This is a genomic window from Rhizobium leguminosarum (genome assembly GCF_002953715.1).
Classification (GTDB): domain Bacteria; phylum Pseudomonadota; class Alphaproteobacteria; order Rhizobiales; family Rhizobiaceae; genus Rhizobium; species Rhizobium leguminosarum_V.
In genome coordinates this window covers 475,353-488,702 of sequence record NZ_CP025015.1, presented here as the reverse complement: position 1 = coordinate 488,702, position 13,350 = coordinate 475,353, and the positions used below count along the sequence as shown (strand labels likewise).

16 protein-coding genes are annotated in these 13,350 nt (G+C 64.3%); all 16 read left to right on the top strand.

From position 1 onward, the window contains the following. The first annotated feature begins 2 nt into the window (after positions 1-2). The 16 genes from CUJ84_RS34625 (at position 3) to hypE (ending at position 13,347) form a co-directional block, all read left to right on the top strand. Positions 3-1,793 (top strand): nickel-dependent hydrogenase large subunit, encoded by a 1,791-nt coding sequence (locus tag CUJ84_RS34625; RefSeq protein ID WP_105009969.1) that lies wholly within the window; start codon positions 3-5, stop codon positions 1,791-1,793. A 13-nt stretch (positions 1,794-1,806) separates the two neighbouring features. After that, the gene (gene cybH / locus CUJ84_RS34620; protein WP_105009968.1) at positions 1,807-2,526 is read left to right on the top strand and encodes a Ni/Fe-hydrogenase, b-type cytochrome subunit; all 720 of its coding nucleotides are present in this window, start codon (positions 1,807-1,809) and stop codon (positions 2,524-2,526) included. Continuing rightward, complete coding sequence (locus CUJ84_RS34615; protein ID WP_018517048.1) at positions 2,527-3,135, top strand: HyaD/HybD family hydrogenase maturation endopeptidase; 609 nt, start codon at positions 2,527-2,529, stop codon at positions 3,133-3,135. 11 nt (positions 3,136-3,146) lie between these two features. Beyond that, positions 3,147-3,722, top strand: coding sequence for a nickel permease HupE (gene hupE, locus CUJ84_RS34610; RefSeq protein ID WP_105009967.1), 576 nt, complete (start codon positions 3,147-3,149; stop codon positions 3,720-3,722). Between the two features lie 96 nt (positions 3,723-3,818). Next, positions 3,819-4,115, top strand: a complete 297-nt coding sequence (locus CUJ84_RS34605; RefSeq protein ID WP_018517050.1) for a HypC/HybG/HupF family hydrogenase formation chaperone — start codon at positions 3,819-3,821, stop codon at positions 4,113-4,115. A gap of 168 nt (positions 4,116-4,283) precedes the next feature. After that, positions 4,284-4,733, top strand: a complete 450-nt coding sequence (locus CUJ84_RS34600) for a hydrogenase accessory protein (protein ID WP_027667916.1) — start codon at positions 4,284-4,286, stop codon at positions 4,731-4,733. After that, positions 4,730-5,578 (top strand): hydrogenase expression/formation protein, encoded by an 849-nt coding sequence (locus CUJ84_RS34595; RefSeq protein WP_018517052.1) that lies wholly within the window; start codon positions 4,730-4,732, stop codon positions 5,576-5,578. Before CUJ84_RS34600 ends, CUJ84_RS34595 begins: the two co-directional genes overlap by 4 nt. After that, positions 5,575-5,787, top strand: coding sequence for a rubredoxin (locus CUJ84_RS34590; protein WP_018517053.1), 213 nt, complete (start codon positions 5,575-5,577; stop codon positions 5,785-5,787). The genes CUJ84_RS34595 and CUJ84_RS34590 overlap by 4 nt, the downstream gene beginning before the upstream one ends. After that, positions 5,777-6,301, top strand: a complete 525-nt coding sequence (gene hybE, locus CUJ84_RS34585; RefSeq protein ID WP_018517054.1) for a [NiFe]-hydrogenase assembly chaperone HybE — start codon at positions 5,777-5,779, stop codon at positions 6,299-6,301. Before CUJ84_RS34590 ends, hybE begins: the two co-directional genes overlap by 11 nt. After that, complete coding sequence (locus tag CUJ84_RS34580) at positions 6,298-7,410, top strand: nickel-dependent hydrogenase large subunit (protein WP_105009966.1); 1,113 nt, start codon at positions 6,298-6,300, stop codon at positions 7,408-7,410. Before hybE ends, CUJ84_RS34580 begins: the two co-directional genes overlap by 4 nt. Next, positions 7,403-7,744, top strand: coding sequence for a hydrogenase maturation nickel metallochaperone HypA (hypA, locus tag CUJ84_RS34575; RefSeq protein ID WP_105009965.1), 342 nt, complete (start codon positions 7,403-7,405; stop codon positions 7,742-7,744). The genes CUJ84_RS34580 and hypA overlap by 8 nt, the downstream gene beginning before the upstream one ends. Further along, the gene (gene hypB, locus CUJ84_RS34570; protein WP_026242367.1) at positions 7,744-8,643 is read left to right on the top strand and encodes a hydrogenase nickel incorporation protein HypB; all 900 of its coding nucleotides are present in this window, start codon (positions 7,744-7,746) and stop codon (positions 8,641-8,643) included. Before hypA ends, hypB begins: the two co-directional genes overlap by 1 nt. Positions 8,644-8,646: 3 nt before the next feature. Next, the gene (gene hypF, locus CUJ84_RS34565; RefSeq protein ID WP_018517059.1) at positions 8,647-10,926 is read left to right on the top strand and encodes a carbamoyltransferase HypF; all 2,280 of its coding nucleotides are present in this window, start codon (positions 8,647-8,649) and stop codon (positions 10,924-10,926) included. Continuing rightward, positions 10,917-11,144, top strand: coding sequence for a HypC/HybG/HupF family hydrogenase formation chaperone (locus CUJ84_RS34560; protein WP_018517060.1), 228 nt, complete (start codon positions 10,917-10,919; stop codon positions 11,142-11,144). Before hypF ends, CUJ84_RS34560 begins: the two co-directional genes overlap by 10 nt. Beyond that, positions 11,141-12,298 carry a hydrogenase formation protein HypD gene (gene hypD, locus CUJ84_RS34555; RefSeq protein WP_105009964.1) on the top strand — a complete coding sequence of 386 codons (1,158 nt, stop codon included), beginning with the start codon at positions 11,141-11,143 and terminating at the stop codon, positions 12,296-12,298. The genes CUJ84_RS34560 and hypD overlap by 4 nt, the downstream gene beginning before the upstream one ends. Continuing rightward, positions 12,295-13,347 (top strand): hydrogenase expression/formation protein HypE, encoded by a 1,053-nt coding sequence (gene hypE / locus CUJ84_RS34550; RefSeq protein WP_199788879.1) that lies wholly within the window; start codon positions 12,295-12,297, stop codon positions 13,345-13,347. Before hypD ends, hypE begins: the two co-directional genes overlap by 4 nt. The last annotated feature ends 3 nt before the right edge of the window (positions 13,348-13,350 follow it).

Genomic DNA, 13,350 nt, shown 5'->3' with positions numbered 1-13,350 from the left:
TCATGACGATTCAAACTCCGAACGGCTTCACGCTGGACAATTCCGGCAAGCGCATCGTCGTCGATCCCGTCACCCGCATCGAAGGTCACATGCGGGTCGAGGTCAATGTCGATGAGAACAACATCATCCGCAACGCGGTGTCGACCGGCACGATGTGGCGCGGCATCGAAGTGATCCTGAAGAATCGGGACCCGCGCGATGCCTGGGCTTTCACCGAGCGCATCTGCGGCGTCTGCACGGGAACGCATGCGCTGACCTCGGTGCGCGCGGTCGAAAACGCGCTCGGCATCACCATTCCGGACAATGCCAATTCGATACGCAACCTGATGCAGCTCGCGCTTCAGGTCCATGACCACGTGGTGCATTTCTATCACCTCCATGCGCTTGACTGGGTCGATGTGGTCTCGGCGCTCTCAGCCGATCCGAAGGCAACCTCGGCGCTCGCACAGTCGATATCCGACTGGCCACTCTCGTCGCCGGGCTATTTCAAGGACATCCAGACGCGGCTCAAGAAATTTGTCGAGTCGGGCCAGCTCGGTCCGTTTAAGAATGGTTACTGGGGCAACGCATCCTACAAATTGCCGCCCGAGGCCAACCTGATGGCGGTGGCGCACTATCTCGAGGCGCTCGACTTCCAGAAGGAGATCGTCAAGATCCACACGATCTTCGGCGGCAAGAACCCGCACCCGAACTGGCTCGTCGGCGGCGTGCCCTGTCCGATCAACGTCGATGGCACCGGTGCCGTCGGCGCGATCAACATGGAACGGCTGAACATGGTCACCTCGATCATCGACCAACTGATCGAGTTCAACGACAAGGTCTATGTCCCCGACATCATGGCCATCGGCTCGTTCTATAAGGACTGGCTCTATGGCGGCGGTCTCTCGGGCAAGAACGTGCTTGCCTATGGCGACGTGCCGGAACATGCCAATGATTATTCGGAGGCGAGCCTCAAGCTACCGCGCGGCGCGATCATCAACGGCAACCTCGCGGAAGTCTTCCCCGTCGATCATGCAGATCCCGAGCAGATCCAGGAATTCGTCACCCACTCCTGGTACAAGTATCCCGACGAGTCCAAGGGCCTGCATCCCTGGGATGGCATCACGGAGCCGCATTACGAACTCGGCCCCAACGCCAAGGGCACCAAGACGAACATCGAGCAGCTCGAGGAGGGCGCCAAATATTCGTGGATCAAGGCGCCGCGCTGGCGCGGCAATGCCATGGAAGTCGGGCCGCTGGCGCGCTGGGTGATCGGCTATGCTCAAAACAAGGCCGAGTTCAAGGACCCGGTTGATAAGGTGCTGAAGGACCTCGGCCTGCCGGTTACGGCGCTCTTCTCGACGCTTGGCCGCACGGCGGCCCGCGCGCTGGAATCGCAGTGGGCGGGTTACCAGATGCGCTATTTCCAGAACAAGCTGATCGCCAACATCAAGGCCGGAGACTCGAACACCGCCTTTGTCGACAAGTGGAAGCCGGAAACCTGGCCGAAGGAGGTCAAGGGTGTCGGCTTCACCGAGGCGCCACGCGGCGCGCTCGCGCACTGGATCAGGATCAAGGACGGCAAGATCGACAACTACCAGTGCGTTGTCCCCACCACCTGGAATGGTAGCCCGCGCGACCCGACCGGCAATATCGGCGCCTTCGAGGCGTCGCTGATGGATACGCCGATGTCCAATCCCACCCAGCCGCTCGAAATCCTCAGGACCATCCATTCCTTCGATCCGTGCTTGGCGTGCTCGACGCATGTCATGAGCCCGGATGGGCAAGAAATGGCCAGGGTCCAGGTCCGATAAGGGAGGTTCGGTCATGACTATCCACGAAACACTCGCCGCCGACGCCCATGGCGAAAAGGCCATCGAGCGCCAGAGCGTCTATGTCTACGAGGCTCCGGTGCGCATCTGGCACTGGGTCAACGCCTTCTCGATTCTTACGCTCGCGCTGACCGGCTACTTCATCGGCTCGCCGCTTCCTTCCGTGCCCGGCGAGGCGAGCGCCAACTTCCTGATGGGCTATATCCGTTTCATCCACTTCGCGGCGGGGCAGCTCCTCGCCGTGTTCCTGATCCTCAGGGTCTACTGGGCCTTCGTCGGCAACGTCCATGCCCGGCAGATCTTCTACGTGCCGTTCTGGAGCGGCCGTTTCTGGAAGGAATGGCTGCATGAGGTGGGCTGGTATACATTTCTGGTGCGGCAGCCGAAGAAATATGTCGGCCACAATCCGCTCCCCCAGTTCACCATGTTCCTGATGTTCACTTTGCCGCTCTTGTTCATGGCGATCACCGGCTTTGCACTCTATAGCGAAGGTGCCGGCCGCGACAGTTGGGAATATTCGCTCTTCGGCTGGGTGTTCTCGATCTGGCCGAACAGCCAGGACATCCACACTTACCACCATCTCGGCATGTGGGTGATCCTCGTCTTCGTGATGGTCCACATCTATGTGGCGGTGCGCGAGGACATTATGAGCCGGCAGAGCATCATCTCGTCGATGATCTCGGGTGAACGGCTCTTCAAGGACAGGGAGGATTAGATGACCATCCCGTATCCCCTGGGACCTCCGCCGGCGCCTCGTATTCTCGTGCTTGGCATCGGCAATATCCTCTGGGCCGACGAGGGTTTTGGCGTGCGCGCGGTCGAGGCGTTCCACAAAGCCTATGAACTGTCCGACAATGTCACCATTCTCGATGGCGGCACGCAGGGGCTCTATCTCGTGCAGTTCGTCAACGAGCACGACCGGCTGATCGTCTTCGATGCGATCGACTACGGCCTCGAGCCGGGCACGATGAAGGTGGTGGAAGACGACGAAGTGCCGAAATTCACCGGCGCCAAGAAGATGAGCCTGCACCAGACCGGCTTCCAGGAGGTGCTGAGTGCCGCCGACTTCATGGGGCACTATCCGGAGCGGTTGACCCTGATTGGCTGCCAGCCACTCGATCTCGAGGATTGGGGTGGCCCGCTGACGGCGCCGGTCAGGGGAGTCATACCCGCGGCCATCGAAACGGCGGTCCGAGTATTGAGAAGCTGGGGTGTCGCCGTCACGGCGCGCCCGGAAGGCGCGGCGGTTCCGCCGCTCCTCGAACACGATATCGATTTCGAACGTTACGAGCGCCGTGCCGAACCGGCCGCGTTGAACTGCTGAGGAGGACATCCATGAAGTATCATAAGATTACGACGACGCTCGCCGCGCTGGCGCTACCGAGCATCGCCCACGCCCATGTCGGGCTGCACGCCGATGGCACGCTTGCGGGTCTCAACCATCCGTTCAGCGGCCTCGATCATATCCTGGCGATGGTCGCGGTCGGCTTCTGGGCCTCGACGCTGGGCGGCAAGGCCGTCTGGATCGTGCCCTCCGCCTTCGTCATCGTCATGGCCGGTGGCGGCGTCCTGGGTATCGAGGGTATCGCGCTGCCGATGGTCGAAACTGCAATCGCGCTGACCGTGGCGATGCTCGGCTTGCTGGTGGCCTTCGAGGTGAAGATTCCCACCCCGGTGGCCGCGATCGTCGTCGGCATATGCGCGCTCTTCCACGGCCACGTCCATGGCATCGAGTTGCCGACAATGTCAAACGCGACGGGCTACGTGGCGGGCTTCCTGGCTGCGACGGTCATCCTGCACGTCCTCGGCATCGGGCTGGCTTCGCTGAGGTTCGGCAAAGCCGGACAGGTGGTCGCGCGGGTGGCCGGCGGGGCCGTCGCCCTGGCCGGCGCGGCACTGCTGGTCGGCTGAATCACTCCCAAGGCTGAGGCCTTCCGTGAGCCGCGTGGGCACCCCTGCTCCGTCGTGGCTCCCGATTTCACTAGATTCGGACGGAGATAGAGCGTCATGTGCATCGGCATTCCCATGCGGGTCGTCGTCGGCAGCGAGTTCATCGCGCAATGCGAGCGCCATGGCGCGATCTCCTCGATTTCCCTGATGCTGGTCGGCCCGCAGGCGCCCGGAACCCATCTGCTCACCCATCTCGGCTCGGCCATCCGCGTGCTCGATGCCGACGAGGCCCGCGCAATCGACGACGCGCTCGCCGGACTTGCCGAAGCGGTGGAGGGAAGAGCCTTCGATATGCTCTTCGCCGATCTCATTTCCCGCGAGCCGGAATTGCCGCCGCATTTGCGCGGCGAGTGAAAAGAGAACTTCCAAAATGGAATTTGAGTTTCCACCCAGATGTTGGCGATATTTTCCTCTAGCGAAAATTTCCCTTCCAGATCAATGGAATCCTACTTTCCTCAGTCTGGCACGCCGTTTGCAGATCATCATTCGCAATGTTTTGCATCGTGATTTGTGGAGGAGACAATGCCATCTGCCCTGGTCCGCGCCCTGAGCGAGCGGGCGCACCTACCTGTCGTCGATGAGACGAATATCGATGCCTTCCTCGCCCCGGCTGCGGGCGAGCCCGACAATGCCGTCCTGTTCTTCACCGGCGATCCGGCGCAACGGCCCGAGGCCGATGATGTCGCCGTGGTTCTTCCAGAACTCATGCAGGTCTTCCGTGGCCGCCTGCGGGGCGCGGTGGTTCGCCGTGCGACGGAGGACAAGCTTAAGGCGCGCTTCAACGTCGTCGTCATGCCGAGCCTCGTCGTGACGCGGCGGGACCAGCCGGTCGGCGTGCTCGGCAAGATCCGCGACTGGTCGGAATATGTCGAGAAGATCAGTGCATGGCTGTCGCCCGACGTGCCGGTCATGGTGTCCTCGGGCGGGCCGAAGGTCGAGATCACCCATGCCGGCAAGGAGATCGCGCGATGAAGGCTGGTTTTTGGGTTGCCCCCGAGGGCGAAGGCGCCGCCATGACGGTGATGCCGATCGGCGCCGAACCGCCACTTCGCGCCCGAAAGCTCAATTTTCTCGCCACGAGCAGCGCCGAGGAAATGATCCGTCGATGCCGGCGGACGGCGATGCTCCTGCCGGAGCTCGCCGATGCGCTCGCGGTTCAGAAGGCCGAGCAGCCGGGCCGGCTGTTCGACATCACCGATTTCCCCGACGACGACAGGGAACTGATAACCCAGACCCTTGGTGAAGGCGAGGTGGCCGGCGTCGCTGCGTTGGCGAACGGCGTCACGGCCCAGATGCAGGAGGCCGTGATGGCTGGCGTCTGGCGCATCCGCTTCACCGACGTCGATGGTCGGCTCATTGCCGACTATATCGAGGTGGCGAGCATTCCCGCCGCCGTCCGGCAGGCGTGTTCGGGGCTGCCCGCATCGATTAGCCACGGACCGGCGCCGGCGGGCGCCATGAACGTCATGCCCGTGCTGACCGAGATCGGCGACCGCATCGCCCGGTACCGCGACGGCGATCCGGCCCATGTCATCACCTTCTCGCTTTTCCCGATGAGCCCGGAGGACATGGCGTTCCTGCAGGATGCGTTGGGGGCCGGACCGGTGCAGCTTACCTCGCGCGGCTACGGCACCTGCCGCGTCGTGGCGACCGGCGCGCGCAATGTCTGGTCGGTTCAGTTCTACAACGCCATGGACACGATCATCCTCGACACGCTGGAGGTCTGCAACATTCCTTCGGTCGCCATCGCCGCCGAGGAGGATTTCCGCGACTCCGAGGCGCGACTGCGGGACATCTGGGAGGCCTATTTCAAATGAGCGCCTTCGAGAATTTCGGCAAGCGCGAGACAGTGTCCGACGACCGGATGGAATGCGGGATCTGCTGGCATGTCTACGATCCTGCCGAAGGCGACCCGGTCTGGCAGATCCCGCCAGGCACCCCGTTCTCCAATCTGACCGAGGACTGGCGATGCCCAAATTGCGATGCCCTGCAGTCGAAGTTCATGAGGCTTGGCGATGGACGCTGAGTCGCACGATGTCGCGGCCATCGATCCGGCTTTGGCGCTCGGGCTGCAGCTCGAGATGCGCTACCGGGAGATTTATGCGACCGCGATGGCTGACGTGCCGATCTGCAACCCCGCGCTTGGCGTCGCCGCGACCGGCTTCCGGACCTATGGCGGACGCGCCCTCGGCATCGTCACCACGCCCTGGTTCATGAACCTCGTGGCCGCCGACCTGCCAGATGGCGTGCCCACCGGCCCAGCCGCCACGGGCACAACCCTGCGCGTCAACCTGCCGGCGGGCGAGGTCGAATTCATCGCTGGCCAACTCGATGCGATCGGCCGGATCGATTCCTGCTCGCTGTTTTCGCCGGTCTTCGAGTTCGCGACCATGGAAGCCGCGCTGGAAACCGCGGAGGAAGCCGTCCGCGCCTTCTTCGATCCCGCCACGCTCGAACCGCCGCCGGCTCCACCCGCGGCCGTCAATCGGCGCGACCTGCTGCGCGGACATTTCCGCGGGCGCGAGGAGGCATCGGAATGACATTCCTTCTCGGGGCCGGCACGATAGGGATCGACGTGACGGTGTCGCGCGCGCTCGCCTGTTCCGTTGCGGTGAAGGCGAACCGCCCGCGGGGGCTGACGCGCATGTTCGTCGGCCGCCAGCCCGAGGAGGCGCCCGTTCTCGCCGGCCAGGTCTTTTCGCTTTGCGGCTTTGCGCAATCGGTGGCGGCGCGGCTCGCCGTCCTCGCCGCGGCGGATCTGGCGATGAACGACGAGGAGCGTCTCGGCGCCAGTGCCGGCTTGCTCGCCGAGCGGATTTTCGAAACCTTGCGCGCGCTCATCCTTCAGTGGCCGACGCCGCTGCCAGAGCGCTTTGCAGCGGATGCCGGCAGACATCTCCGGGAGGCGCTGGCCGCCTTGCTGGCGATCATCTCGCATGCCAAGGCTGGGAGAACCAGCCGACCGCGATTGGCGGCCGCGGCCGAGCGGCTTTCAGCGGCGGCCACGGCGCTCGGGATTCCGGGCCGGGGCGACACGCCGTTGCCGGAGACGGCCTGCGCGGCGATTTTGCGCGATGTCGAGGACGACCACGTCTTCGCCGGTCGACGACCCGACCCGCTGACTATCAGTGACGACGCGGAGGTCGTGGCGCGGCTTCGCGACGAAGCCGGCTATGCCAGCCTGCCGCATCTTTCCGGCCGCATCGCGGAGACAGGAGCCTATGCCCGATCCGCGTCCGCCGGCCTCCCGGAGGCGCCCCATCTGGCGCGGCGCCTCCGGGCCCGGATCGGCGATGTCCGCATCTCGCTCACGCAGCTCACCGCTCTCGCGAGGACCGGCGACTTCGACTGCGCTTCACTCGCTTGCAGCGGCCCGACGCCGGGCGCGGGCGGCTATGGCGCGGTGGAATGCGCGCGCGGCAGGCTCTATCATCAGATCGAAATCGGCGGTGACGGCAGGCTCGCAGCCTATCGCATTCTTGCTCCGACCGAGTGGAATTTTCATCCGGCTGGCCCTTTCGTCGAGACGCTGTTGTCGTCACCGGTCGGGGCCGACGAGGCCGCGGTCCGATCGATATCCCGGCTCGCGGTCCTGTTCGACCCCTGCGTGGCCTTCGAAATCAACGTTCGCGAGGCTGCCGATGCATGAAATGTCGTTGATGGAGAGCGTGATCGAAATCGTCTGTGAGACGGCGCGGCAGAACGCCGCGACGCGGGTCAAGTCGGTCCGGCTAGATGTCGGCGTATTGAGCCATGTCAATCCCGACGCGCTGATCTTCTGCTATGAGGCGGTGCGGCATGGTACGGTCGCCGACAGCGCGACACTCGAGATCAATCGCATCGCTGGCGAGGGTTGGTGCCTCGATTGCGGCAAGACGGTAGCTTTGGAGGAGCGGTTCGGCGCCTGCCCGGACTGCGGACGGCATCGCGTCCAGATGACGGCAGGCGACGAATTGAAGATCAGAGACATGGAGGTGATCTGATGTGCACGGTATGCGGCTGCGGAACGTCGGCCATTGAGGGCCACACGCATGAGGTTGGAGATGATGGCCACGGCCATCATCATCACGATGGTCACCACGATCACGATCATGATCATGATCATCACCGTGGCGATCATGAACATGATGACCACCACCACGCCGAGGACGGCAGCGTCCATTATAGCAAGGGCATCGCCGGCGTGCATGTGCCGGGCATGAGCCAGGAGCGGATCATCCAGGTGGAGAAGGACATCCTCTCCAAGAATGATGCCTATGCGGCCGAGAACAGGAGACATTTCGAGCGCCAGGGCGTCTTCGCGCTGAATTTTGTCTCCAGTCCCGGCTCAGGCAAGACCAGCCTGCTGGTTCGGACAATCAAAGACCTCAAGGACCGCCTCTCGATCTCCGTCATCGAGGGCGACCAGCAGACCTCGAACGACGCGGCGCGTATCCGTGAGACCGGCGCGCGGGCGATCCAGATCAATACCGGCAAGGGCTGCCATCTCGACGCCCATATGGTCGGCCACGCGGTCGAGGATCTCGCGCCCGAGCCCGGCTCGGCGCTCTTTATCGAGAATGTCGGCAATCTCGTCTGTCCCGCCGCCTTTGATCTCGGCGAGGCGCACAAGGTGGTTGTGCTGTCGGTCACTGAAGGCGAGGACAAGCCGCTCAAATATCCCGACATGTTCGCCGCCGCCGACCTGATGATCCTCAACAAGGCCGACCTGCTGCCTCATCTCGATTTCAATACCGGGTTCTGCATCGCCAACGCGCTGCGCGTCAATCCGCGCCTGCAGACATTAACCGTGTCGGCTCGCACCGGAGAGGGCATGGAGGCGTTCTACGCCTGGCTCGAAGTGTCCGCGGCGCGCCGGGCAATTCGTTCGAAGGTGGCTTGAAGTATGACGCCGTCGCTTGCACGACAGATCGAAAGCCCGGTCCGGCGGCTTAGGCTCCGGGTGCGCGGCGCCGTGCAGGGCGTCGGTTTCCGGCCTTTTGCCTATCGGCTCGCTCGGGCAATGCGGCTCTCCGGCTTCGTGCTGAACGACAGCGCGGGCGTGCTGATCGAGATCGAGGGTAGGGACGCGAACCACTTCCCCGAAGCGGTCAGGACGCAGGCGCCGCCGCTCGCCCGCATCGATTCGATCGATGTCCTCGAACTGGTCCCTGCTGGCGGCGAGCGGTTCGAGATACTCGAAAGCCTGGGCGGTCGGAGTGCGACCAGGATCGGCGCCGACGCCGCAACCTGTGACGGATGCCGTCGGGAGTTGACGGATCCGGCGAGCCGCTTCTTCGGCTATCCCTTCGTCAACTGCACCCATTGCGGCCCGCGCTTCACCATCACCCGCGCCCTGCCTTATGACCGGGCTCACACCTCGATGGCGTCGTTTCCGATGTGCCGGACTTGCGCCGCGGACTATGTCGATCCGGAGAACCGGCGTTTCCATGCCGAGCCTGTCGCCTGTCCTAATTGCGGGCCGAGGCTCAGTCATCCGATCAAGGAAATCTCCGCGCGGCTCGAAGGCGGCGCGATCGTTGCGCTCAAGGGCGTCGGCGGTTTCCACTTGCTTTGCGACGCCCGCAACGATGGGGCGATCGGCCTGTTGCGGCTGCGCAAGGCGCGCGACCAGAAGCCATTCGCCGTCATGGTTCGCGACATCGAGGCGGCGCGGCAGCTTGCACGGCCGAACGAAGCCGAAGAGGCGTTGCTGATCTCGCCAGCACGCCCGATCGTTCTCGTCGCGGCCCGTGCTGGCGAACTCTCTGGCCTGATCGCGCCCGGGCTCACGCGGGTAGGACTCATGCTCGCTTATGCCCCGGTGCATCACCTGCTGCTCGACGAGCTCTCCCGCTCTTCGCCGCACTGTCACGCCGCGCTGGTCGCGACCAGCGCCAATCCCGGCGGCGAGCCGCTGGTAGCCGATAATGACGACGCCGGGCGGCGCCTTGTCGCGATCGCCGACCTGGTCGTTACCCATGACCGCGACATCGTCGTCCGCGCTGACGACTCCGTCATGCAGGTGATCGATGGCGCCCCGGCCTTCATTCGCCGCGCCCGCGGCTTCGTGCCGGAGCCGGTCGATCTTGGCGCGGACGGCCCCTCCGTGATCGCCACCGGCGCGGACCTCAAGAACACTATCTGCGTTACACGTGGCCGGGAGGCGTTTCTGTCGCAGCATATCGGCGGCCTCGACAATGCCGAAGCGATCCGCTTCCAGCGCGAGGTAATCGCCCATCTCTGTTCGATCCTCGACGTGAAGCCGGAATTCGCCGCCTGCGACCTGCATCCGGATTTCCGTTCGGTGCGAACGGCGGAAGGCTTGAACCTGCCGATTGTGCCGGTCCAGCATCATCTTGCCCATGTCGCTGCCGTGGTGGCGGAGCATCGCCTTTCCGGGCCGGTTCTAGGACTTGCGCTCGACGGTCACGGCTTCGGCACCGACGGCACGAGTTGGGGCGGCGAAATAGTCGTGATTGACCACCATCGCTGGCAGCGGGCGGGATCACTCATGCCCCTTCCGCTGCCGAGTGGCGATCGCGCGGCGCGGGAGCCTTGGCGCATGGGTGTCGCGGCGCTTCAGGCGGCCGGCCGCATCGATCTCGCGCCACAGCTCTGGCCGGGTCATTCAGGCGTAACGCAATTGACGGCGATGTTTTCGCGCAGCATGCGCACTCCGGTCACCAGCAGCCTCGGCAGGCTGTTCGACGCAGCCGCGGCGATAGCGGGTGTTCGCCTCGTGCAAGATTACGAGGGGCAGGCCGCGATGGAGTTCGAGGCGCTGGTTCGGGCACCGCGCTGCCTTGCCGGCGGATATTCGATTGGGGATGGTACGCTCGATTTCCGGCCGCTCATCCTGCACCTCGCTGAACAAGGTCGTCCTTGCGGCGCCGATGCCGCCGACGTCTTTCACGGCACGCTGATCGCGGGTCTCGCGGATTGGGCGGCCAGGGGCGCGGCCGCGCGCGGCACCCGGCAGGTCGCGCTCGGCGGCGGATGCATGATGAACCGCGTCCTTGCGGCGGGCCTCGCGCGGGCTCTGAGGGAGCGTGGCCTCGAGCCCAGCCTGCCGCGTCTCGCGCCCGCCAATGACGGCGGTATCGCGCTCGGCCAGGCCGCCTATGCGCGGCAGGTCATCATGAACGAACATGCATCAATCGAGGAGAACCGGACATGTGCCTAGCCATACCTGTCCAGGTTAAGGAATTGCTGCCCGACAACATGGCGAAGGTCACGCTCGACGGCGTCTCGAAAATCGTTTCGACGGCGCTCGTCGATGATGTGAAGGTGGGCGATTATGTCGTCCTCCATGTCGGTTATGCCCTGGCGAAGATCGATCCAGAGGAGGCGGAGAGGACGCTGGCTTTGATCCGCGAAGCTGCGATGGGAGATGCGGCATGAAATATATCGACGAATATCGCGACGGCAGCCTCGCCAAGGATGTTGCCCGGCAAATCACCGCGCTCGCCGACCCCGCGCGCTCCTATCACTTCATGGAATTCTGCGGTGGCCACACGCATGCCATCTCCCGCTACGGCCTTGAGGACCTGCTGCCCGCCAATGTGCGGATGATCCACGGGCCGGGATGTCCCGTCTGTGTCCTGCCGATCGGCCGCATTGATGCTGCGATCGCGCTTGCCATGCGGCTGGAAATCACGCTCTGCACCTATGGCGACCTGATGCGAGTACCGGGCTCCAACGGTTCGAGCTTGTTGAAGGCCAAGGCGGCCGGTGCGGACATCCGCATGGTCTATTCGACGCTCGATGCGTTGCGGATCGCCGATGCCGAACCCGACCGCGAGGTCGTATTCTTCGCGATCGGCTTCGAGACGACGACACCGACGACCGCGCTCGCGCTCAAGGCGGCAATCGCCAGGGGGCTCGGCAATTTCTCGATCTTCTGCAATCACGTTCTGACGCCCGCGGCGATCCAGAACATCCTCGAAAGCCCGGATGTCCGAAAGCTCGGCACGATCAAGATCGATGGATTTATCGGTCCCGCCCATGTCTCGACGGTGATCGGCACCGAGCCTTATGAGTTCTTCGCCGAGGAGTTCCGCAAGCCGGTGGTGGTGGCGGGTTTCGAACCGCTCGACGTTATCCTGGCGATCCTGATGCTGGTGCGGCAGGTCAACGATGGCCGCCATGAGGTGGAAAACCAGTATATCCGCGCGGTCACCGCCCTCGGCAACGAGAAGGCCCAGGCGGAGGTCGCAAATTTCTTCGAACTCCGGGAGAGCTTCGAATGGCGGGGGCTCGGCGAAGTGCCCTATGGCGCGCTGCGGCTCAGGCCACAATATGCGGCCTATGATGCCGAAAAACGCTTCTCCATGGTCACGCCCGCCGCGAAGGACAATCCGGCCTGCGAATGCGGCGCGATCCTGCGCGGCGTCAAGAAGCCGGCCGACTGCAAGCTGTTCGGTACGGTCTGCACGCCGGACACACCCATGGGTTCCTGCATGGTCTCGTCGGAAGGCGCCTGCGCGGCGCACCGGGCCTATGGCCGCTTCCGCGAAAAGGTGCGGCAGGTTGATGCGCGGAGAGCGGTCGCATGAACATGATGATCAAGGCCTACAAACGCAAGCTTGATGTCGCGAACGGCCGCATCGATCTCTCGCATGGCGCGGGCGGGCGCGCCATGGGCCAACTGATCGAGGGCATCTTCCACAAGGCCTTCGACAATGACTGGCTGCGGGCCGGCAATGACCAGTCGGCCTTTTCGGTGCCGGGCGGCCGCATGGTGATGACGACGGACGGCTATGTCGTCTCTCCGCTGTTTTTCCCTGGCGGCAATATCGGCACGCTTGCCGTCCACGGCACGATCAACGATATCGCCATGGCGGGCGCCGTGCCGCTTTATCTTTCGGCGAGCTTCATCATCGAGGAAGGCTTCCCGCTCGTCGATCTCGAACGCATCGCCGACAGCATGGGCGCGGCCTCCCGCGAGGCGGGGGTGCCGATTATCACCGGCGACACAAAGGTGGTCGAGCGCGGCAAGGCCGACGGCGTCTTCATCTCGACGGCCGGCATCGGCATGGCTCCGGATGGGCTCGACCTCCGCTCGGACGCCGCCCGGCCCGGCGATGCGGTGATCATATCCGGCTCGATCGGCGACCACGGCGTCGCCGTCATGTCGAAGCGCGAGGACCTCGAATTCGACACGGACATTGTCTCCGACAGCGCGGCGCTGCACGGGCTGGTGGCGGACATGGTCGCAGCCGGCGGCGCGCATATCCGGCTGATGCGCGACCCGACGCGCGGCGGCATCGCAGCGACGCTGAACGAGATCGCCAGCCAGTCGCGGGTCGGCTTCCGGATCGACGAGGAAGCCATTCCCATGAAGCCCGAGGTGGCGGCCGCCTGCGAGTTCCTCGGCCTCGATCCGCTCAATGTCGCCAACGAGGGCAAACTGGTGGCGGTTGTCGCGCCGGAGGGCGCGGACGCCGTGCTCGCGGCGATCCACGCCCATCCGCTGGGAGCCGAGGCGGCGTTGATCGGCCATGTCGTGGCCGATGACAATTACTTCGTGCAGATGGTGACCTCGTTCGGCGGCGGCCGGATCGTCGATTGGCTTTCGGGCGAACAACTGCCCCGGATCTGTTGAGGG

Excerpts from the sequence above, each read along its gene's own strand:
- CUJ84_RS34625 (WP_105009969.1), top strand. The coding sequence starts at position 3 with ATGACGATTCAAACTCCGAACGGCTTCACGCTGGACAATTCCGGCAAG.
- cybH (WP_105009968.1), top strand. The coding sequence starts at position 1,807 with ATGACTATCCACGAAACACTCGCCGCCGACGCCCATGGCGAAAAGGCC.
- CUJ84_RS34615 (WP_018517048.1), top strand. The coding sequence starts at position 2,527 with ATGACCATCCCGTATCCCCTGGGACCTCCGCCGGCGCCTCGTATTCTC.
- hupE (WP_105009967.1), top strand. The coding sequence starts at position 3,147 with ATGAAGTATCATAAGATTACGACGACGCTCGCCGCGCTGGCGCTACCG.
- CUJ84_RS34605 (WP_018517050.1), top strand. The coding sequence starts at position 3,819 with ATGTGCATCGGCATTCCCATGCGGGTCGTCGTCGGCAGCGAGTTCATC.
- CUJ84_RS34600 (WP_027667916.1), top strand. The coding sequence starts at position 4,284 with ATGCCATCTGCCCTGGTCCGCGCCCTGAGCGAGCGGGCGCACCTACCT.
- CUJ84_RS34595 (WP_018517052.1), top strand. The coding sequence starts at position 4,730 with ATGAAGGCTGGTTTTTGGGTTGCCCCCGAGGGCGAAGGCGCCGCCATG.
- CUJ84_RS34590 (WP_018517053.1), top strand. The coding sequence starts at position 5,575 with ATGAGCGCCTTCGAGAATTTCGGCAAGCGCGAGACAGTGTCCGACGAC.
- hybE (WP_018517054.1), top strand. The coding sequence starts at position 5,777 with ATGGACGCTGAGTCGCACGATGTCGCGGCCATCGATCCGGCTTTGGCG.
- CUJ84_RS34580 (WP_105009966.1), top strand. The coding sequence starts at position 6,298 with ATGACATTCCTTCTCGGGGCCGGCACGATAGGGATCGACGTGACGGTG.
- hypA (WP_105009965.1), top strand. The coding sequence starts at position 7,403 with ATGCATGAAATGTCGTTGATGGAGAGCGTGATCGAAATCGTCTGTGAG.
- hypB (WP_026242367.1), top strand. The coding sequence starts at position 7,744 with ATGTGCACGGTATGCGGCTGCGGAACGTCGGCCATTGAGGGCCACACG.
- hypF (WP_018517059.1), top strand. The coding sequence starts at position 8,647 with ATGACGCCGTCGCTTGCACGACAGATCGAAAGCCCGGTCCGGCGGCTT.
- CUJ84_RS34560 (WP_018517060.1), top strand. The coding sequence starts at position 10,917 with ATGTGCCTAGCCATACCTGTCCAGGTTAAGGAATTGCTGCCCGACAAC.
- hypD (WP_105009964.1), top strand. The coding sequence starts at position 11,141 with ATGAAATATATCGACGAATATCGCGACGGCAGCCTCGCCAAGGATGTT.
- hypE (WP_199788879.1), top strand. The coding sequence starts at position 12,295 with ATGAACATGATGATCAAGGCCTACAAACGCAAGCTTGATGTCGCGAAC.